General features: G+C 55.7%; 18 protein-coding genes. 8 read left to right on the top strand and 10 right to left on the bottom strand.

Annotation, left to right across the window (positions count from 1 at the left end; genetic code table 11):
• Positions 1–38: 38 nt before the first annotated feature.
• From RGR602_RS15285 to RGR602_RS15240, 10 genes are all read right to left on the bottom strand, one after another.
• Positions 39–1,415 (bottom strand): MmgE/PrpD family protein, encoded by a 1,377-nt coding sequence (locus tag RGR602_RS15285; RefSeq protein ID WP_052451589.1) that lies wholly within the window; start codon positions 1,413–1,415, stop codon positions 39–41.
• A 44-nt stretch (positions 1,416–1,459) separates the two neighbouring features.
• Positions 1,460–2,404, bottom strand: coding sequence for a carbon-nitrogen hydrolase family protein (locus RGR602_RS15280; protein ID WP_082046553.1), 945 nt, complete (start codon positions 2,402–2,404; stop codon positions 1,460–1,462).
• On the bottom strand, positions 2,401–3,051 hold the full coding sequence (locus tag RGR602_RS15275; RefSeq protein ID WP_039845804.1) for an RraA family protein: 651 nt from the start codon (positions 3,049–3,051) through the stop codon (positions 2,401–2,403). Before RGR602_RS15275 ends, RGR602_RS15280 begins: the two co-directional genes overlap by 4 nt.
• A 33-nt stretch (positions 3,052–3,084) precedes the next feature.
• Positions 3,085–3,954 carry a TauD/TfdA dioxygenase family protein gene (locus RGR602_RS15270; protein WP_039845803.1) on the bottom strand — a complete coding sequence of 290 codons (870 nt, stop codon included), beginning with the start codon at positions 3,952–3,954 and terminating at the stop codon, positions 3,085–3,087.
• A gap of 116 nt (positions 3,955–4,070) precedes the next feature.
• A complete protein-coding gene (locus RGR602_RS15265) occupies positions 4,071–5,168 on the bottom strand; it encodes an ABC transporter ATP-binding protein (RefSeq protein ID WP_039845802.1) in 1,098 nt (365 codons plus the stop codon).
• Positions 5,165–5,968: an ABC transporter permease gene (locus RGR602_RS15260; protein ID WP_039845801.1), complete on the bottom strand. Its 804-nt coding sequence runs from the start codon at positions 5,966–5,968 to the stop codon at positions 5,165–5,167. The genes RGR602_RS15265 and RGR602_RS15260 overlap by 4 nt, the downstream gene beginning before the upstream one ends.
• Positions 5,969–5,983: 15 nt before the next feature.
• Entirely contained in the window at positions 5,984–6,865 is an 882-nt protein-coding gene (locus tag RGR602_RS15255) for an ABC transporter permease (RefSeq protein WP_039845800.1), read from the bottom strand.
• Between the two features lie 8 nt (positions 6,866–6,873).
• Positions 6,874–7,911, bottom strand: coding sequence for an ABC transporter substrate-binding protein (locus tag RGR602_RS15250; RefSeq protein ID WP_039845799.1), 1,038 nt, complete (start codon positions 7,909–7,911; stop codon positions 6,874–6,876).
• Positions 7,912–8,146: 235 nt separating this feature from the next.
• Entirely contained in the window at positions 8,147–8,395 is a 249-nt protein-coding gene (locus RGR602_RS15245) for a hypothetical protein (protein ID WP_039845798.1), read from the bottom strand.
• Between the two features lie 194 nt (positions 8,396–8,589).
• Positions 8,590–9,501: a nucleotidyltransferase and HEPN domain-containing protein gene (locus RGR602_RS15240; RefSeq protein WP_039845797.1), complete on the bottom strand. Its 912-nt coding sequence runs from the start codon at positions 9,499–9,501 to the stop codon at positions 8,590–8,592.
• Positions 9,502–9,670: 169 nt separating this feature from the next.
• Here RGR602_RS15240 and RGR602_RS15235 point away from each other — a divergent pair, with 169 nt between their 5' ends.
• The 8 genes from RGR602_RS15235 (at position 9,671) to RGR602_RS15195 (ending at position 20,823) form a co-directional block, all read left to right on the top strand.
• On the top strand, positions 9,671–10,576 hold the full coding sequence (locus RGR602_RS15235; RefSeq protein ID WP_039845796.1) for a LysR family transcriptional regulator: 906 nt from the start codon (positions 9,671–9,673) through the stop codon (positions 10,574–10,576).
• Positions 10,577–10,819: 243 nt separating this feature from the next.
• Positions 10,820–11,524: an autoinducer-binding transcriptional regulator TraR gene (traR, locus tag RGR602_RS15230; protein ID WP_039846923.1), complete on the top strand. Its 705-nt coding sequence runs from the start codon at positions 10,820–10,822 to the stop codon at positions 11,522–11,524.
• Positions 11,525–11,944: 420 nt separating this feature from the next.
• Positions 11,945–14,278 carry a M10 family metallopeptidase gene (locus RGR602_RS39415; RefSeq protein ID WP_082046552.1) on the top strand — a complete coding sequence of 778 codons (2,334 nt, stop codon included), beginning with the start codon at positions 11,945–11,947 and terminating at the stop codon, positions 14,276–14,278.
• Positions 14,279–14,693: 415 nt separating this feature from the next.
• Complete coding sequence (locus RGR602_RS15220) at positions 14,694–15,758, top strand: calcium-binding protein (protein ID WP_170250731.1); 1,065 nt, start codon at positions 14,694–14,696, stop codon at positions 15,756–15,758.
• Between the two features lie 82 nt (positions 15,759–15,840).
• A protein-coding gene (locus RGR602_RS37220; RefSeq protein ID WP_407692032.1) for an IS3 family transposase occupies positions 15,841–17,207 on the top strand; the annotation gives its coding sequence in 2 pieces (ribosomal slippage) (positions 15,841–16,315 and positions 16,315–17,207; 1,368 coding nt in all).
• Positions 17,208–18,110: 903 nt separating this feature from the next.
• The gene (locus RGR602_RS15205; protein ID WP_039845793.1) at positions 18,111–18,881 is read left to right on the top strand and encodes an ABC transporter permease; all 771 of its coding nucleotides are present in this window, start codon (positions 18,111–18,113) and stop codon (positions 18,879–18,881) included.
• Positions 18,878–19,537, top strand: a complete 660-nt coding sequence (locus RGR602_RS15200; protein WP_039845792.1) for an ABC transporter ATP-binding protein — start codon at positions 18,878–18,880, stop codon at positions 19,535–19,537. The genes RGR602_RS15205 and RGR602_RS15200 overlap by 4 nt, the downstream gene beginning before the upstream one ends.
• Positions 19,537–20,823 carry an RkpR, polysaccharide export protein gene (locus tag RGR602_RS15195; protein ID WP_052451586.1) on the top strand — a complete coding sequence of 429 codons (1,287 nt, stop codon included), beginning with the start codon at positions 19,537–19,539 and terminating at the stop codon, positions 20,821–20,823. Before RGR602_RS15200 ends, RGR602_RS15195 begins: the two co-directional genes overlap by 1 nt.
• Positions 20,824–20,934 lie beyond the last annotated feature (111 nt).

The raw sequence follows: 20,934 nt of genomic DNA, 5'->3' as shown, positions 1-20,934 counted from the left end.
TCACAGGCGATCCACAAGCGCAGTCAATACATCGGTTATCAGGCCGCGGTGCTCATAGAGCCTGAGACGAAGCGGACCAACGGTTGAACAGACGTGGCGCTCTTTAAGTTCTGCAACCTATCCAGTAATTCAAGGGATGCCTTATCTCCAACTGTCGGGCTAGCGAGCCGCAGGAACTTTGTTTCGAGAGCCGACTCCTGCATAGGGTTGGCAGCCTCTCCATCAGCAAGTGGGACATACTTTTCGAGCACTCTTCCATCGTGAAGGTGCAAGCAAGCACTTGCTGCATGCGGCTCGCGAAATAGGTCGCGCGCCGAACGAGGCATAAACTCGATGATGTCCTGAAGGCTCCCAGCGATATCGTGACGCAGCCAGTCTTCCGCGAACCAATCCGGGCCAGGTTCAACGCCAAGGACTGCCATCGCAATGGCATGGGGCGCGCTGAACTGCGCCGCCCACATGTCTTTCGGCCGCACAGTGCTGAATGGCGGTTCGCAAACGATTGGAGGTGCCGTGACACCCAGCTTGATGCGCTCGCTGGCCGCAGCATCGATTCCGGCCATTGTGAAGACGTCGCGGCACGCCTGCACACTGTTCTGGATAAGCCGGCAACAGCTGAAAGGTTTGAAACCGACTTTTGAGATTTCGTAGATCGAACCGAAGGAACGGGTCAATCGGCCGAAATCGCAGTCGTCTGCCCCTGCCATACGCCAAAAACCAGTCTGACCTTCGAAGATATCCAGTGGCCCCTCGAAGCCCGCCGCAGCAAGCCGCGCCGCGTTTACGCCCGTCTGCGCCGCTGCCCCGAAGTTGTTCTTCGCCATTGACGGGGCTTTGCCGTAGACGGTCTTCATGACCGAGGCGACTGGCGCATTGGCCGCAGCGATCGCGATTGCTTGCGCCGCTTGGCCTGCGTCAAGCCGCATCAACTTCGCAGCCGCTGCGGTTGCCCCAAACGTCTGCCACGTTCCATGTCCGTGAAGCGTTTTTCGCGGTGTCCGATGAAGAAGCGAGATACCCACACGGCAGCTAACTTCGTAACCGACGACGACCGCTTCAAGAAAGTCCGCACCCGAACACTCCCTATGGGCGGTCATCGACAACGCGGCTGCGATGACGGTGGCGCCGGGGTGGCCCTTCTCGTAGATGTCATCGAAGTCGAGTGCATTGATAAGTGACGCCTTGCGAAAGGCCGACATTCCAGGATCGAGTAAACGGACACCGGGGCCGGCCGCATAGTTATCAGTTAGAAAGCTGTCCATCATGCGGGAGACTGGCAGATTACGCGCGCCGAACAGGCAGCCAATCGAATCCATTATGCAAAGCTTGCTCTTGTGAATGACCTCCGGCGGGAGGCGTGAGAAGGATTCCTCGCCGATATATTCGCCGATCGTTTGGGTTATCGAGGGAGGCATGCTTGGTATCCGGTTGAATGGATGGGCGATGGCTACGGCGAAGTCTAGGGATCTCTCGTCGTCTCGCCACTGCAAGAATTGGGAGCTCTGCCACGTCGGCTGCCGGTACACGATGAACGATCGCAGGAGCCAGCGATGCCGCAATCGAGGGACGTCCGAGCCAACCCTTCGAAGCTGGTCTTGTGCGATGCGCTCGGAATGAGCTCCCGGACCGCCGCCACGCGGGTGCGATCGATGTGAGTAGAAAGCACGCCGACTTGGTCGGCCGCTCGGGCGATCACTTGGCCCCAGGGATCACAGACAAGAGAATTGCCATAGGTGAAACGCCGTTCCCCATTCGCTGCTACATAGCCACCCCATTGTCCGCAGGCGACGAAATAGGCCTGGAGTTCGATAGAACGCGCACGGCAGAGTACTTCCCAATGGTCCTTGCCCGTTTGCAGCGTAAAGGCTGCTGGTAGAATGACGACATCGACACCCGCACTAGCAAGCGCGTCGAAGAGTCGGGGGAAACGAAGATCGTAACAGATGGCGCAGCCGATCCTGTATCCGTGCGCTTCGTAGATGAAGAGTCTATCGCCAGGGGCCACTGTCTCGGATTCACGATAGATCTTGCCGTCCGGCGCTTCGATGTCGAACAGATGGATTTTGCGGTAGCGTCCGACCTCCCGCGCCTTCGGGTCGAAAACCACCGTCGTGTTATATATCTTTGAACTTCCTCCGATCCTTTCGAGCAGACTTCCGCCGTGAATCCAGATCTGTTCTCGAGCCGCGAATTCCTGCAACATTCGATAGGCCTTGCCGCCCGGCATGTCGTCGGCCGCGGCGAGCTTCTCTTGAGCGGTTCCCCCAGACCAGTCGAAATGCTCCGGAAGCACGATGAGATCCGGTCTATCGCGTTCCATTGCCTGGTGCATCAGGGTCTCGGCAGTGTGCAGGTTGAGATCGCGGTCGGGCTGGGAATTCATCTGGATGAGGGAAATTTTCATGACACGATCTGGTCCAAATCGAAGATGGAATGGCCGGCCTCAAGATGGGGCCGCAGCTGAAGCGAATGCCGTTGTCGTCGGAGAGCAAAGTCGGCGACGCGGCGCATATGCGAGGGTTCGGCAACGAAGACGCCTTCGTTATCAGCGAGGACCGCGTAGCCTGGCAGGACGGCTGCGCCACCACACGCAATTGGGACGTTGATGGCGCCGCCGATCTTGTGCCGGCGGCTCGTCGTCTTGGATGAGACGCCGCGGCACCAGACCGGAAATTGGCTGGCCCGAATCTCTTCGACGTCCGTGCAGGGTCCATCGACGATGACGGCCACTGCTCCGCGCGCACGGGCGGCTGCCACGACACCGCCGCCGACGCAGGCTACGTCGTCCTGATCGACCCGGGAGATGACGAGAGCATCTCCCGGGGTAAGCAGATCGATGGCCTTGTAAATGACGGTTCCATCGCGGCCTGGTGCGGCCACCGTGATCGCCGTTCCAATCGCCTTTGCCGGAAAGACGGGGGTGATAAGCGCGCCGACGAATCCGACATATTCAAAATGGCCGATGGTTGCGGTTTCGACCTCCGCAAGGAGGGTTCGCAATGATTGCGGAATGGCCTTTGGCCGCATTCTCATCCGATATGGTTCAGTCATTCGACAAAACTCCGATCGTCTCTATCATCTGCCTCAGATCGGACGTTCGCCGGCGGTCGTCGTCCGATGCATGATGCGGATGGTGTTCGGATCGAAGGAGTCGCGCCGATGCATCGTGCAGCGGTTGTCCCACATCATGATGTCGCCGACCTCCCATTTCTGGATGAAAGCTTCGGCGGCACTACCGGTCGCGTGTTCCCAGAGCTTTGTGATCAGATCGCTGCTCTCGTCGAGCGGCATGCCGACGATCCAGGATCCTTCGGACGTGCCGCCTAGGTAGAGAGCCTTGCGTCCGGTCTCGCCGTGGGTGCGGACCAGGGGATGGACGATGCCGCTCCACTCGCGAAAATCACGGCTCTTCGGCGCAGATTTTCCAAGGCGCAGTTTGCCCGTTTTGTCATAGACGTTCTGGAAGAAGATCTGGCGTCCATCGATAGCCTTGCGCAGTTCGTCCGAAAGCGTTTCGTAAGCACGGTAGGTCGACAGAAAATATGTATCACCTCCGGAAGGGGGGACTTCGATCGCTCTGAGGATTGCTCCTGCCGGCGGGCGTTCATAGAACCATGTATCGGTATGCCAGGTCGCTTCGCTGTTACCGAGCGCGCCGCTTGGCTTGCCGTCCTTCATCACATTGCTGATTACCAGGATCTCACGGTGCGTCGGGTGTCCGCCTTCCTGCAACTGCTTTGGATGGATGACGAACTCGCCGAAATGACGCGAAAAATCCACCTGCTGTTGATCGGTGATATGTGCTGCACGAAAGCGGACAACGCCGTATTGCAGCCAGTATGACCGGACTGCGGCAATGTCTTTGTCGTCATAGTTGGAGAAGTCGAACCCAACGATGTCGGCGCAGACATTGTTGGAGTTCTGGACCGCGGAAACCTTCGTTCTGTTGAGCATTCTTGTGCCTCCTTTAGGAGATCCCGGACTTGGGATCGCATGAAGTGTAGCCAAGGGTTCGATGAGATTTCCAATATCAATTATTAGTTATTGATATTGGATTGTTATTAATCGATCTATTGCTCGAGCAACTGGACCGCGGAATGGGCAATGGCAAGTTCAACGCGACTGCCAACAGCGAGCATGTCCATGCGCGTGGATCGGATCATGGACTTTAACGTCGTCTTATCATTAACGGACAACCAGGCCTCCAGATAGGCGCCGAGGTTAACGACCTTCTGGACGGATGCCGTCAGGAGGTTCACGGGCCCATCCATGGCACCTGCAGCATCTGCAAGCCTGACTGCCTCGGGCCTTATGCAACAGAACCGGACCTTGCCCGGAACGAGGTCCTGCGGCCAAGCGGCGATAATCGGGAGGTTTGCTTCTCCGAGCAATAGACGCACGCACGCGTCATCGATTGCGGTGTCATCCAGACCCGAAACCGGCAGGATATTGGACTTGCCTATGAAGTCCGCCACAAAGGATGTTCTCGGTTGATTGTAGATGTCCGCCGGCGAACCTTCCTGCGCCACGAGACCGCCTTGCATAACGATGATCCGGTCGGACATGGCCATCGCCTCTTCCTGATCATGCGTGACATAGACGAAGGTCATGCCGAGCTCTTGCTGGATTTCCTTCAACTCGACACGCATGGCCTCGCGAAGCTTCAAATCGAGGTTGGAAAGCGGTTCGTCGAGAAGCAGGACAGAGGGAGAGGGCGCAATGGCACGGGCGACCGCCACTCTCTGCTGCTGACCGCCCGACAGCTCTTTGGGATAGCGCTTTTCGAAGCCCTCGAGATGAACGCTTTTCAAGGCGCGCGCGACTCCCTCGGAGATGTCTTCACGTGATTTGCCCTGCATTTTGAGGCCAAAACCGACATTTTGCGCGACCGTCATGTGCGGGAAAAGCGCGTAGTTCTGGAAGACGAGCCCAATCTTGCGAGCCTCCGGCCGGACTCCTGCCTGGTTGCGACCCCGTATGCGGATCTCTCCGCTCGAAGGTTTTTCGAATCCGGCGATCATGTTCAACGTCGTCGTCTTTCCGCATCCGGAGGGACCGAGGATGCTTACAAACTTGCCTTTTGGAACGGCAAGGTTGATGTCGTCGACGATGCAGTTGGAGCCGAATTGCTTGCTGACAGAAAGAAGCTCGATGTCGTTGTTGCTCATTTGCTACCCCCATGGAAATGCGCGGAGAACCCGCCGATCTTTTCGAAAAGGATGATCGTGCCGAGGACGAAGAGGAGCGATGCGACGTTCACGGCCGCAAGCACTGGGTCCAGGCTGTATTCGAGATGATTGATGACGGCGATCGGGAGCGTCGTCTGGCCGGGCCGCACGAGAAAGACAGACAACGGTATATTATTGAACGAAATGATGAAGGCGAAGGTCATGCCTGAGAACAGGCCGGAGCGGATCAGCGGCAGAAGCACATATCTGATCCGTTGGAGCGGACCCGCGCCAAGAATACAGGCGGCCCGATCTAGCCGCTTGTCGAAATTGAACATCGCGGTCGCCGCCATGCGCATGACATATGGCATGGTGAGGACGATGTGGGCCATGACGAGCCCCGGTGTCCCGAGCAGCTTGTAAAGGCCAGCCGACGAAAGGAAGAGAACAATCGCAACACCCTTGACGATCTGTGGCACAGCCATCGGCGACAACAGGAACGACATGATGGCAGCATGGCCCGGACATTTCTGATAAGCGACGCTGTAGGCTGCAAGGACGCCAAGCAGACCGCTTGCGAGACTGACGATGATCGCGAGCTCTGCACTAAGCAGAAAGGGATCAAGCCAACGACTTTCCAGAAGCGCCGGATACCACTGAAATGTCCAATCGCCCGGCCAGAAGGTGACGGCCGACGTGGGGCTGAAGGACGCTGCAACAACGACCAAGAGCGGCAAGGTGATGAATGCAAGAATTGCAATCAGCGATGCCCTGAACAGAATAGTGAGCAATCGGCTCATTGAAGCCTCCCGAGACTACAGGTGAAGTTTCTGTTGAAGGCGGGATTCGAGCCTCGATCCGACAAAAGCCGAGATCAGCATCATGGCGAGAAGGACGTTGGCCATGACCGCCGCAAAGGACCAGTCGATGTAGAAGAGCACCTGCTCGTAGACCATTGTTGCCATAACCTTGAAGGCAGCACCGCCGAGGAGGGCCGGGGTGGCGTAGGCGCTTGCCGCCATCGTAAAGGCGATCAGGAGGGAGCTTACGATTCCCGGCACAGAGAGCGGCAGGACGATGTGGCGGATCACTGCAAGTCGTGAGGCGCCAAGAATCTGAGCCGATTTTTCCAGATTTGGGTTGATGCCCTGGAGGCTTGTGAGCAGGGAAAGGACGCCAAATGGCAGGATCACATGCGTCAGCCCCACCACGACACCGAACAGGTTTTTCGACAGAGGCAAGGGCTCGGAAATCACGCCCGTCCAAATCAATGCTGAATTGATAAAGCCCCGATCTTCGAGAATGACAAGCCAGCCATAGGTCCGAAGCACCACGCCTGCCAGCTCAGGGGCGATGGCAAGAGCAAAGACAAGCGTTCGCCAGCGTGATGTCGAGCGTGCGAGATAATAGGCGAGGGGATAGGCCAGGATCGTCACGGAAATGGCGACCAATCCCGACATCACGACGGTGCGTCCGAGGCCCGCAAGCACAAGCTCGTCGCCAAAGAAGCGGCCATAGCTCGCCAACGTGAAGGTGCCGGTCTCCTGGTCCTGAAAGCTGAGGCCGAGCATCAGACCCATTGGGGCTGCGAAGAACAGGAGCAACACGATCGACGGCAGTGATAACGGCAGAAACACCTTGAAGGGAAAGGCGATGCGTGTAGGCCTTTGCGGAGTGGAGAAAGCAATCGTCGCCATGACCCACCTCACTCAGCTGCGACGACGTCGCGTTCCCAGCGTTTGCCCCACGCTGACAAGCGCGTGGCGACCGCGCCGAGATCGGGCAAAAGGAGCGCCTTCAGATCGGCCTCAGTGGTGATTTGCTTGGCGCGGATGTCGGCGGGAACGTCGATATCCGTCCTTGCGCTTCCGACCTTGTACCCCGTAACCCACGCCTCCTGGCTCGTCTTTTCGAGAAAGAAATTCACGAACCTAAGTGCCGCCTGCCGGTTCTCGGCGTCCTTGGGGATGTTCAGAGTGGCGACAAGGGGAATCGACCCTTCCTTCGGTAGAACGTAGTCGACGGGCAGTCCGCTATCGGCCAGAAGCTGGGCCCGCCCATTCCAGAAAGGCATGGCCCAGACCTGGCCGTCCTTGATGTAGGTTTCCATGACCGAGGAGGACTGTTCAAAACCGATCGATTGTTTGGCAAGTTTTGCCATGGCGGCAAAGCCGGGTTCGACGTTGTCGAGCAGGTCGCCACCATTGGCGACCGAGAGGACCTCCATCAGGTAGGCGGCCATGATGTTCTGGAAGGTTGGCAGGATGATCTTTCCTTTGAGGTTCTCGTCGAGAAGCGCGGACCAGGAATCCGGCGCTTCTGGCAGCTTGTCCTTGCGGTAGAGCAGCGAGAGGTACTGCACCTCGTGAACGGCGCCGCAGGGCCCGGCGACGGCTGCAATCGCTGGCGATAGGCGTGCAAGATTGGGAACTGTCTCCGGCGTAAGTTTCTCCAGGAGGCCTTCCTTGCATCCATCGAGAGATTGCGAGGCGGTCATGACGACGACGTCGAAGCCGGGCCGTGCGCCGGTGGCCTTGATCTTCGCGTAATCTTGCGACGCCGAGCCGACCGCATCGTAAAGCACGTCTATGCCGAACTTTACCTCGAAGGGTTCAATGATCCGTTCGCGGATGATCTTTTCGTAGGGGCCGCCGTAACTGTTGACGACGAGCGTTTCGGCGCTGCCGGATGTAGCCAACGCCATTGAGAGGAGCGCGGTCGCGGTGAGAGTTGAAAATTTCATGGCTGTTCCCTTTGATAGTTCTCGATCCGGCGACATTGCGCCGGGCGATTGGGAAATTTCCAATATTGTTTCGTGGCCATTGATATGAAATCCATATCAATGGCGTTACTTTCGCCGCGGGGGTGCGGAGCAACGCGGATGGAACCGTGTACGTCGGGCCGTCGAAGCGCGCGCTGAAACGGCGCTCGGCGTCCTCGACGGCGCGGCGACGTCAAGCGGCTATGCAGCCGCATCGTCAGTCCGAGCGGCAGATTTCCGCGACCAGGTGTGGGTTGGATTTTAGGGATTTGAAGACATTCACCCAGAACCGGAAGTGGCTTTCGCGCTCGAGGTGCCTTGCCTCGATGGCGCGCTTCGCCGCGGCGGTTACCGCATCGCAGCCGTAGAATTCCATAGCAAGTTCTACGGCCGCCGCGACCGCGACGTCATGCTGCATATCCGCCCCGTTTGACGGGTCTGGGTTATGTTCCAATAGCTTCGACATGAGACTCTCCTGTGAGAGCCCGGCGCAAGGAAAATGTGGCCGGACGGTTCTCACAGCGAAGTCGAATCGCATCGTCCGGAAGCACATGCATCCCGCATGTCGATTAAGTTGAATCTTAAATCATTTCCCGCCTAAGGTGAAGTAAAAATTATGCCGGTTACTTGCTTGTGGTAGCGGCGCCATTGGCGTAGCGGTCAGCTGCCAACAGTTGCGCGCTCCAATTCAGCCAAATGCTCGCTGCAAATGGCCGCGATAGTTTGATGGAGATGCTCCGTTCGCTCAAGTAGCCAGCCTAGCGCCTCTTCGGTGATCTCGAAGTGCTTCGAGTAGCGCGCCTTCACATAGGCTTCGTTGAGTATGTTGTACCAGGCGGCATAGCGGTGCTGATCACGTGGCCAAGCGTCGATCAACCGGCGATCCTGGTCTTCCGCCAGCCCCCGCAGGAATTTCAGATTGTGCGAGGGAGGGCTGTAATTCGTCAGCGTCAGAAGCAAACAGGAATAGGCAGTTTCGACAGCCTGGTGGAGCAAAAAGGCTGCTTCCTTATGCCTTCCTAGACTGACAAAAAACAAGGCGCCTTTAGCAAACGTCTCAGCCTGAGGCAGGCGGTCCTCGAAATGCTCCCTGGCCACCCTCAGTGCATCGACGACCGAGAGTTTTCTTGGTTCGGCCAGCGGCCGGTCGTCGAGCTCGTAGAGCACGATGCCTTCGCGCAGAATGTCGACGAAGAAATACTGGCCGTCGGCCAGGAAGTTGTTCACCTCCCTGGCGCCATGAACGATCAGCCCGACCGGCGTTTTCACGTCCTTGTCCCACAGCAGTCGGTCTGTCGCCTTGTCCCAATATTGCGGTTCAGTCAGCTGCTTGGAATTGACGATCACCAGGATGTCATAGTCGGAGCGGTAGCCCTTCATCGTGTGCGACTCGTCGACCCAGGTGCCGCGGCTATACGAACCAAACAAAATGATTTTTAAGATCCGACCGCGCTTCTTGAAGGTGGCAGACGTGCCTGATAGCGCGTCGGCGAACTCTTCATGGATGATCGCAACGACGCGGGCAAGCTCGCGCTGCTTTTCTTCCGGCAGATGTTCCAAGGACGATCGCATGGGTTCATCGATAGGCCAAAGACGATTCGCCGTCTACTACTGGAAATTATAGGAAATGCGTTATTAAAAAACAGCGGATTGATCTTCAGGCGCCATTAATCGATGATCTAGGGCGTGCGCAACCGAATTACGACCGGTACCCGGAGGCACGCGCAGATGAGGATGGCGAATGGAACTGCGTCAGATCAGATGTTTCGCAACGTTAGCTGAGGAATTGCACTTCGGCCGGGCGGCAGCAATGTTGTCCATGGCGCAACCAGCCCTCAGCCTTCAAATCCAGACGCTCGAAAAGGAGATCGGAGTTCAGCTCCTCATACGCTCAACTCGCCGAGTTCAGCTGTCGAAAGCCGGCGAAGTCTTCTACGAGCGGTCCATCCGTATCCTGCAAGAGGTCGAAAACAGCTCCTCTGTCGTCAAAGCCGTTGCCGGCAAGGATGTCGACAGGATCACGATCGGCACAATCTATCCCGCAACGTTCGGTGTCCTTCCACAGTTTCTAACCAGGCTCGGCAAGCGATTTCCCGATATCCAGATCCATATCAGCAGCGGCTCCACCGATGCGATTGTTCGCGACATCGAAAAAGGTCGTGTGCACCTGGGTTTCATCAGGCCGGTTGAAAACATCGGGTCGCTGCGCTGGCAGAGCATCGCCAATGAACGGTATTTCCTGGCCGTACCGGCGGGCAGCGCGCTGGCAGAAGCAGAGAAGGTCACAATGGGCGATCTGAAACAGGAGAGGATAATCTCCTTCTCCCGTTCCAATCTGTCTTACACGGAAAAGTTCTTTGTCGATCAGTTCAGGAAGCACGGCCTTCTCGATAACGTTGCCTGCAGCTGCGACGACACGCTCTCGCTAGTTTCGCTGGTTTCTGCAGGCATCGGTGTAGGCTTCGTTCCGGAATGGACGAAGGATCTACCCAATCGATCGTTTCTGCTTCGTGAGGTGCAGGACATGAGCTTCACAATCGGCTTGGGACTCGCCTGGAACAAGGAAGATCCAACGGCGAACCGCGACGAGATAGTCGAGATAGCCCGATCGCTTGCATCAGCACCCCGAGGTAGCGGTTCAATATGAACACGCTACCAATGGCTCGACGTAGCCCGTTGAAATCTATGGTTGCCGAGAATGCAAAAAAAGGCAAAGGATATCGGGCTGCTCGCGGAAGTCGAAACAGGTGGAGTCGATCAGACAAGGGTGTCTTTGCCGATCCGGTAATCGTCAAGACATTTTGATCGAGAGCGACCAACAGTTTCCACTACTTCAACTTCCGTCGACAACGCGGACGTCTGTTGGCGGATGATACAGGGAGTTCAGAAGGTGAAGATCTGGCTTCAAAAGTTAATTGATATTTCGGCTTTAGCGCGCAGCAGAGAGATGTTGAAGGAAGCGCTGGCCGACCTCACACGGGACTTCGGTTTCGACTATTACGCCTACCTCAACGTTCAGCCGGTCGGAACGTCTGCTTTTTCTAACTATCCTGCCGACTGGCAGGAGCGATATTTCACGAACAAGTTGGACAAGGTCGATCCTATCGTCGCAATCGCCAAATCCACGATGAGGACTTTTGTCTGGTCCTCCGAAAACTCAACAAGGCGTGCGTCAAAGCCGATCCGGCGATTTTATACGGATGCCGCCGACTTCGGAATCCGATCTGGCATTACCATTCCTGTTGCAACGGCATTCGGGCGCGTGTCAATGTTGACAGTTGCTTCGCATAAACCGTCCATTTCCCTGGCTCGAGAGATAGATCCGGTGGCCGCCGCAATGGCTGTCGCACAACTTCATGCAAGGATTGAGCAAGCGGAGTTTAATCCGACCGCAGAATCGAGTGTTCGAATGACGCTGAAACAAGTCCAACTCTTGAAATGGTCGGCCGAGGGCAAGTCCATGAGAGCGATGGCTACCATCGAGAATATGACCTACAGCAATGTGAACTCTCATTTGAATAAAGCTCGTAAAGCCCTGGACGCGGGCACACTGCCACAGGCAACAGCTCTGGCCACGAAGCTGAAGTTGATCTAAATGCTCGAGGAGCCGTGTCGTCATGGCAATCCACCCAGGTGGCCTTGCCACCTGTCCTCTCGCCGCCGTATTTGCCGGAATCGAGATTCGGCATGTCTGTTCCGATCGGATTTGTTAACCGGGTCACTGTGGGAATTGTGGTGTCGACACCGATGGAATCCCAATCGTCTTATGAGATGAACCGTGCAGTGGCGCGGTCGTAGAGCCGGGCATTGATTCGCTCAACGAGGTAGGATTGGTCACGTTCGTCGTCGGCTAAGCCCTCCTAAATTTGAACGGCTCTCAGACTATTAACGAGTTTATAGTTTTCTTTCCCTTTAATCGTGAAGTGACCTGTTGCCATCGCGATTTTTTGCTCTTGCGAATAGACAGGTGAATCGACATAACGCACGGTAGAGTGGAATAAGCAGGCGGGATTCTATGACGGGCGTTGTTACTTCGACAAAGAGCGTAAGCTTGGCGGGAGATCAGAGAATTGACGGGCTTATCAGCGGCTATGCGTGGGACGGAACAATAACCTATGCGTTTCCCACCAGCTCGACATCGTACTCGTATAATGGCGAGAAAGAATACAGTTTCTCTTCAATCTCCTCGCAGCAACAGTCTGGTGCTCTGTTTCTTATAGAACAATCCTATGGAAACACTGCGAATGACGGTTTCTCTGTAGAGGGGTTTACTAATGCCAACTTTGTGGTCGGCAACGTGGACACTGCCTCGCTGCGATTCGCCCAGTCGTCGCACCCCAGTCTCGTGACAGCTTGGGCCTATACTCCAAGCACGGATAGCTGGGGCGGCGATGTCTGGTTCGGGACGGAATATGCAGGCACAGAAAATGATTATCGGTTTCCGGAGTTCGGCAACTATGCGGGACATACATTGGCGCATGAACTGGGTCATGCTCTCGGGCTGAAACATGGTCACGAACCGGATACCAATCCCGCGGTCGTGCCAAGCAACTACGATTCCATCGAATACACGATCATGACGTACCGCACGTATATCGGAGACGACACGAGTGGTTACAACTATGAGCAGAATGGCGCGCCGCAGACGTTCATGATGCTCGACATTGCCGCCCTACAGGAAATGTATGGCGCGGACTATACGACAAACAGTGGCAATACCGTCTATAAATGGAGGCCGAATGAAGGCGTCACCTATGTCAACGGGGTTGCGGCTATTACGCCCGATGACAACAGGATATTCGCAACAATCTGGGACGGCGGCGGTGTCGACACCTATGATCTGAGCTCGTATACCACGCGCCTCACAATCGACCTGCGACCAGGCGGCCATTCGGTTCTTTCCCAAGGCCAGTTGGCTGATCTGAACGGTGGCCCGAATAACGGCTATGCTCGCGGTAACATTTTCAACGCGCTTCTTTATCACAACAACCTTGCGTCGTTGATCGAGAATGTTCAGGCAGGCTCCGGCAATGATACGATTGTTGGCAACGAGATGACCAATACACTTTTGGGCAATGGCGGGAATGATTTGCTCGACGGTGGCGCAGGAAACGACTTGCTGATCGGCGGCGTTGGAGGCGATACACTTACAGGAGGCACAGGTGCGGACACCTCCTCGCATGAAACCGCTTCTGCTGGCGTGGTTGCTAACCTGGCAAATAGCGCGGTGAACAAAGGCGACGCTGCCCGTGACACCTATTTCTCGATCGAAAACGTGACCGGTTCGACTTTCTCGGACACCCTGTACGGCAATGCAGGAGCCAACCGACTGAACGGCAGTGCAGGCAATGATTTGTTGATTGGTGGCGCCGGTGCCGACCAGATTGTCGGCGGAAGCGGAGCTGACATCGCCTCATACGGAACCGCCACCGTCGGCGTTACGGCAAGCCTCACGAACAGCAGCATTAACACGGGCGATGCGGCTGAAGACACTTACTCATCGATTGAAAATCTGAGTGGTTCGCTCTTTGCCGACACACTGTACGGCGATGTAGCCGCGAACCGACTGAACGGCAGTGCAGGCAATGACTTGTTGATCGGTGGCGCGAGCGCCGATCAACTTGTCGGTAGCAGCGGCATCGACACCGCTTCCTATTCTACGGCGACTACAGGGGTTAAAGTCAATTTGTTGAACAGCTCGGTGAACACCGGGGATGCTGCCGGAGACACCTACTTCGAAATTGAAGACCTTACGGGTTCGAGCCAGGGGGATACCCTTTACGGAAACGCAAGCTCCAACCGTTTGAATGGCAGTGCAGGCAACGACCTGTTGATCGGTGGCGCCGGTGCCGACCAGCTCATTGGAGGAAGCGGATCCGATACAGCGTCTTACGGGACTGCTACAGTCGGCGTGAAGGCCAGCTTGGCAAACAGCGCAATCAACACGGGCGATGCGGCTAGCGATACCTATTCCCAGATCGAAAACCTGAGCGGCTCGCTGTTCGAAGATTATCTTTATGGCAATGCCTTGTCTAACCGTATCAACGGAAGTTCAGGGGATGACCAGATCAACGGCGGAAGCGGAAATGACACGCTGCTCGGGGGAGCCGGTGACGATACGTTCGTCTTCCTCGCGAATTTCGGGAAGGATATCCTTGAAGACTTCGTTGCAGCGTCGGACGACCTTATAAGTTTCGCGACGGATATCTTCGACGACTTTTCCTCGATGTTTTCGTCGGCTAGTCAAGTCGGGACTGATACCGTCATTGCATACAATATCGATAACATCGTCACGCTGAAGGACGTCAGCCTGAGCAGCCTCACCAGTGACGACTTTTACTTTGTGTGAACACGACCATGGCTGGTTAAGCCGTGTTGACAAAGTTGCATCCAGAGCTTTCGGCCTTCAAAATATGCTCAACGTATGATGACTTCTCCTTGTCCCGTTTATCTTTTCAGCAGCACAGGGTTCGCGCCATCCGGCAACAAGTAGTCAGCGTTGCGCTGGAACTGCGCTGTCGCAGTTTACTGCAACGGCGGTGTCGTTGGCGAAGGCGGCCCGGGTGCGAGGAAGGAGGGGCGGAAGCGCGGAGCTGGTTTATGTTGCTTGCAACTGAAAATGCACTAGTGCACCGAGCGCACGCTTCCGTTGATAGCTCTCTTACAGAGTTTTGTGTGTTCAAACGTTTTTGAAATTCGTGGTTGCACTTGCAACAAAAAATTCATAAGCCTGTGTGGCATCGGGGTTTTTCTGAGGGGCGATGATGGCGACACTCACTGTTAATGCCGACTATGGCTTGGATATGCGCGGCATCGATTTTGGATGGTTGCCATATGCTGATTCCTACACCTACGGCTCGACGATCTTTGCCGCACATTTCAGCGACGGGACCGTTGAGGAATTTCGGGGACGCGGGTTCAGTTACGACTCCGATGGTGTCCCAACCGGTGGAACCGTAAGGAGCTATGCTCTCTTCGATAACGGCAATCGAGTCTCGTACGTCGACGGTGTAAGTATTGCCGTCACGAGCATCGTCGATGCGGCGGAGACATACACGACGAGCGACGACATTGCCGTGATCGGAAGGGCGCTCGCGGGCAATGACGTGCTCAGGGGCGGAGGTATTTTCGACTATCTGCGTGGCTTTGCGGGTAATGACACGCTGTACGGCAACGCGGGAAACGACACTCTCGTGGGCGACGACGGCAACGACACGATCAACGGAGGCGCTGGCAAGGATCGGATCGATGGTGGCGTGGGTAGTGACACTGCATCATATGCCGGAGCTTCAAGCGGTGTTGTCGCGAGCCTCGGCAATCCGGGTGGCAACACGCAGAACGCCTATGGCGATATCTACATATCCATAGAAAGCCTTGCCGGTTCCAGCCATGCTGACCGCCTCTATGGCAACGCCGCGACGAACTATCTGAGCGGCGACGCTGGTAATGATTACCTCTCGGCTTCGGGGGGCAACGACTGGCTCCATGGCGGCAGCGGGGCCGATCAACTCGTTGGCGGTTCAGGAGCTGACCGCTTCATCTTCAAAGCATGGGGCGACCATTCAGGAGATTCTATTCTTGATTTCACCGCCACGCAGTCAGACCGAATAGATATGTCGAAGATCGACGCAAATCAGTCGATCGCCGGTGACCAGGCGTTCAGTTTCATCGGAACGGCCGCGTTTTCAGGGAAAGCTGGTGAACTCCGCTTCGTTAAGACTGCCTCGGACACTTACATCTATGGCGACGTGAACGGTGACGCGAGTACCGACTATACAATTCATTTGGACGACGCTGTCACGATATGGAATAGCTACTTCTATCTGTGACGCGAAAAGCGTCAGATAAAAGCTTAAGCCCCGCTTCTGAACTGACCCCCGAAAGTTGGACACCTACCTTCGGGGGTTTTGCATGTCCAAGTACAGCTTAGCGTTCAAGCAGTCCGTCATCGCCGCTTATGAGAGCGGCACGGAAGGGGCACGCGCAGTAGCGGCTCGGTTTGACGTTGATCATTCGACGGTGCGCAAATGGGCTGCGGCTCATGCGGCGCATGGCGTGTCTGGGTTGGTAAAGAAATACAGCTCCTTTGACGCGTCTTTCAAGCTTTCGGTATTGCAGCGGATGTGGGACGATGGGCTTTCCTATCGGCAGGCGGCTGCGATTTTCAACATCCGCAACAAGAGTAGCCTTGTCGATTGGGAGACGTGTTACGAGCGCGGCGGGATAGAGGCGTTGGCCCCGCGGTGCAGAGGAAGGCCCCGATTGATGCCCAAACCGCCTACCACCGATGAACCGCAAGCCTTGGCGAGCGATGACACGAAGAGCCGCGAGGAGTTGCTTTCGGAACTGGCCTATCTGCGCATGGAGAACGCTTTCCTAAAAAAACTGGAGGCCTTAACGCAGGAACAACAGCGGCTCAAAAAGCGCAAGCCGTTCACGCGTTAAGGCCGCTCCATTCGTTTGCCGGTCTGCTGCAATTGGCAGGCCTGGCCCGCAGCACGTTCTACTACCAGCAAACGGCAGCATCGCTGGCCGACCGCCATGCCGCGCTCAAAGACAGCATCAAAGCCATCTTCGCCCTTCACAAGGGGCGCTATGGCTATCGCCGCATCACGGCTGCCATCTGCCGACTGGGACGGCACGTCAATCACAAGACAGTTCAGCGCCTGATGGGGCAAATGGGTTTGAAATCGCTGGTGCGGCCGAAGAAGTATCGGTCCTACAAGGGCGCTACCGGCCGCACCGCTCCCGATCTCATCCAGCGCAAGTTCACGGCTGAGGATGCAAACCAGAAATGGGTGACGGATGTGACCGAGTTCAACGTTGCGGGCGAAAAGCTCTATCTCTCACCGGTCATGGACCTTTTCAATGGCGAGATCATCGCCTTCGAGACAGCCCGCCGTCCCGTCTTCAAACTCGTGGAAACCATGCTCAGCAAGGCGCTGGACCGGCTGGGGGGCGGCGAAAAGCCGATCCTGCATTCCGATCAGGGATGGCACTATCAGATGACCGCCTATCAGCGCACGCTTGAAAAACACGACGTCATCCAAAGCATGTCACGCAAAGGCAACTGTCTCGACAACGCGGCAATGGAAAGCTTCTTCGCGGTGCTGAAATCAGAGCTGTTCTACCCGACCAAATTCGCCAGCATTCAAAGCCTGCAGTCCGCCATCACCGACTATATCAACTACTACAATCACGACAGGATCAAAATGAAACTCAAAGGGCTGAGTCCTGTACAATACAGAACCCAGCCCTTAAATCTGCCTTGCCTTTAAACCGTCCAACTTAATGGGGTCAGTTCATTCGGTGGGGCTTTTTTTTACCTATGTAGCAGATTACTTCCTCCCATACGAAAAGGTGACAGATAGCTGGTCTTCCCTCGAACTCATGTTCGAGGATGGGGGCTATTCGAATCGCAGTTCGTCGCAACCACCACCCTAGAAATCCCCATGACCATCACGACCCACGTCACAGTGTGGCCGCGCGTCGGTATGTCAGAAGTAGGCACCTAATGAAACTCAACAAACTCGTCGGCGACTGGCAACTGGCGCCGGGTGTGGCGTCAGAGACTGCGAGTTTGTTACTTTGTTGAGGTCCGCTCGAGATGCCATGCTGGAGCTTGGAAAATCGCGCCTCGTGAAAAGGCCATTATCGATTCCGTCGATGCGGTTGCAGCCCCTATTGATGGCTTAGCAAGCTAGCCCGACAAAGCGGCCGCTACCGTCGAGGCAGCAGGCCAATGCTCATGCGATTCAGGGGACGTCTATGTCGTGTGAGTCGGGCACGGATGTGGCCCGAGAAAAGCCAAAGCCTGGGCGACCCCGGCATGGTCGCATTCGAGGCGCTCCTGAGAACGATCGTTCGGCCGGCTTCATGATCGAAGGAACGAGAGCCTAAAATTGCCCTTCTGGAGAATTTCGCTAATTGCGGCGAGGAAGGCGATACCTTGCTGCAGGCAGCAGGCGATGGGTACTAAGCTCATTCTGGTTTAAGTGCGGGCGCGCTCTCGATTGGGACGTGGGGAGAAGCGATCTTTGCGGTGATGGGTTCCTGCCCTTGTTGCGAGACACGCTCGATCTGATTAATGATGGAGGAATCTGTTCCGAGGGGCTAACTCTCACCACAAACAATGATATTAATGCCGGACTGGTGAAGCGGCTTGTTTCGGGGACCTCTTATTGTATTACTTGATGACCCATATTCGCGTTGTTGCCGCATTGCTCATCCGCGAAATGTCGACCCGCTTCGGCAACAAGCCTGGGGGATACATATGGGCGATCCTCGACCCTGCGGCCCATATCGCGTTCATGTCCGTGATCTTTATGGGAATCGCAAAATTGCCCGCTCTCGGGACAAGCTTTCCGCTGTTTTTTGCCACCGGCTATATCGCATTCCAGTTTTACGCCGCGATGTGCAGTTTTTTGAACGGCACTATCAAATCTAACCGTACTTTGCTCAGCTATCCAAATGTTGCGCCGATCGATGCGATAGTTGCTCGTTATATCCTGCAGGCTGCTACGACGGTCTTCGTCGCCATCTGTGTTCTCGGCGCGATCACTGTAACAGTACATCAAGCGCCCGAGCTTTATTGGCCGGCGATTTTGGAGGCGGCCTTTGCCGCGACATTGTTGGGCCTCGGTGTCGGCATATTCAACACCGTAATGTTCTTGCGTTTTCCATTCTATGAACAGGTCTTCAACATCATTAATCGACCGATGTTTCTGATCTCTGGGGTTTTTTTCTTGCCTGACGGACTTCCGGGTCCTATGCGTGAGGTAGTTCTTTTCAATCCTTTAGTTCATGTCGTCATGCTGTTCCGCCAAGGGTTCTACCCGCAATATCGCGCGGCGGACCTTGACATGTTCTATCTTTATTCTTTCGTCTTTACGGCGATATTCGGCGGACTCTTTGTCTTCACCAATTCCGCAGCGGTAGCGAGAGGCCGATGATTAGACTTGAACGCGCGACCAAATATGTGAAGACCAAAGGCGTAACGAAGCCGATCATCGAGAACGCCTCCCTTGTTATCAAGCGCGGCAAAAGTGTCGGACTGCTTGGCCGGAACGGCGCTGGTAAATCGACGCTTTTGCAATTGATCGCAGGCTCATTGCGGCTCGATCGAGGGCGTATAGTAAGACAAGGCAAGATTTCCTGGCCCCTCGGTTTTCAAGGTAGCTTTCAACCAAGCATGTCGGGCGAGCAGAATGTTCGATTTGTCGCGCGCATTTATGGTGTCGATACCGAAGAGTTGGTTGATTATGTAACTGACTTTGCAGAGCTTGGCCCGTTTTTCCACGCCCCGGTTGGCACCTACTCCTCCGGTATGAAGGCGCGGCTCGCCTTCGGCGTCAGCATGGGCGTCAACTTCGATTATTATCTGGTCGACGAGATCACCGCGGTCGGGGATGCAAACTTCAAAAAAAAGTGCCATGATGTCTTCCAGCATCGATTGCAGGATTCTGACGTTGTCATGGTTTCTCACAGCACAAGCACGATCCGTGAGTACTGCGATTGCGGTGTGGTACTCGAAAGCGGCAAACTTACATTTTTTGATGATGTGGAAGATGCTATCCGGATTCATGAGCGAAACATGAAGGGCAACTAATGACGACTGCCAAGCCGCCAGGTCCAGAGAACAAGACGGAAGATTTCAAAGCTCCCGTGAAAAAGCCAAACATTACTGTGCTCGATAACCTCAGAAAGGTGGACGTACGCCCCGAGAGACGCGAGGCACAGCAGGCGAAGAAGAGAAAACTCCTCGGATCGTTGAAAGCCGGGCGCCTGAAGCTGCGGCATCTGATCATCGCCGGTAGTTTCGTGTTGGCTGTCGTGGTTCCGGCAGCGCTTGCGTCGTTTTACATGTTTTTCATCGCAGCGGATCAATACCATAGCTCGGCTGCCTTTGCCGTCCGCAGCATCGACGGCAAAGCGGGCAGCGATATCCTCGGCATGTTTACGCAGACTACCGGCGGCAGCACGACCGGCGCAGATTCGTTCGTGCTCCTCGATTATATCGAGAGCGAGCGGATGATTGAGGCGGTCGAAAAGACCGTCGATCTCGACGCCGCCTTTGCGCGCCACGGTGCCGACTTTTATTTCAGTATGACAGCCGGCCTGCCGATCGAAGAGCGGCTCGAATATTGGAAAAAGATGGTGCATGTCGATTTCGACCACACCTCGTCCATTCTTAACCTCACGGTAAAGGCCTTCGATCCGCAAAGCTCCCAAAAAATCGCATCGCTTATCATCGGTGAGAGTGAGAGGTTGATCAACGATCTCTCCCTCAAGGCAAGAAACGGTGTTCTGAAAGCATCGCAGGACGAAGTGGCGCTGGCGGAAGGCCGCCTGTCTGCAGCGAGGAACGCCCTACGAAATTTCCGCGATGTATCTCAGGAGGCCGATCCGGTAGAGGCGGCGAAGTTGGCTGGCCAATTGGTAGCCTCCCTCGAACAGCAACTTACCCAGCTTCATACCGATTTGATGACCGCTCGTACGCGAATGGCAGCGGATTCACCACGCATGCGCGTGCTAACGACTCAGATCGACAGTCTTGAAAAACAGTTGGCGCACGAAAAACAGCGTTTCGGCAGCGGGACGGCAGGTGGAACCGGAGGCAGCGATGTTGCAAACCGAATTCGGCAATATGAGGAACTCGAGACCGAGCGGGAATTTGCCGAGAAGGCCTATACCGGCTCTCTTGCTAGCCTCGAGAAAGCGCGCATCGATGCCAATAATCAGCAGCGATATTTGGCCACCTTCATCCAGCCAACATTGTCTGAAAAGGCACAGTACCCGAGCCGGCTCATGGTGTCTGCGCTGGTCTTTTTAGGATGTCTGTTTGCCTGGGGTGTGTCCGTCATGGGCTATTACAATATTCGAGACCGCAATTAACCCGCGGCTGTTGGCGGGCTAATCGCGTTGATTAGGCGGCTGTCTCGCGGTTGGTCATCTCATCCTCATGCACACTTCGGGGAAAGTCAGTGGTCCTCAAGGCCGGCAACG

This window comes from Rhizobium gallicum bv. gallicum R602sp (assembly GCF_000816845.1).
Lineage (GTDB): Bacteria > Pseudomonadota > Alphaproteobacteria > Rhizobiales > Rhizobiaceae > Rhizobium > Rhizobium gallicum.
Note: the sequence above shows the minus strand (reverse complement) of the source record. Positions and strands in the feature narration are given on the sequence as shown.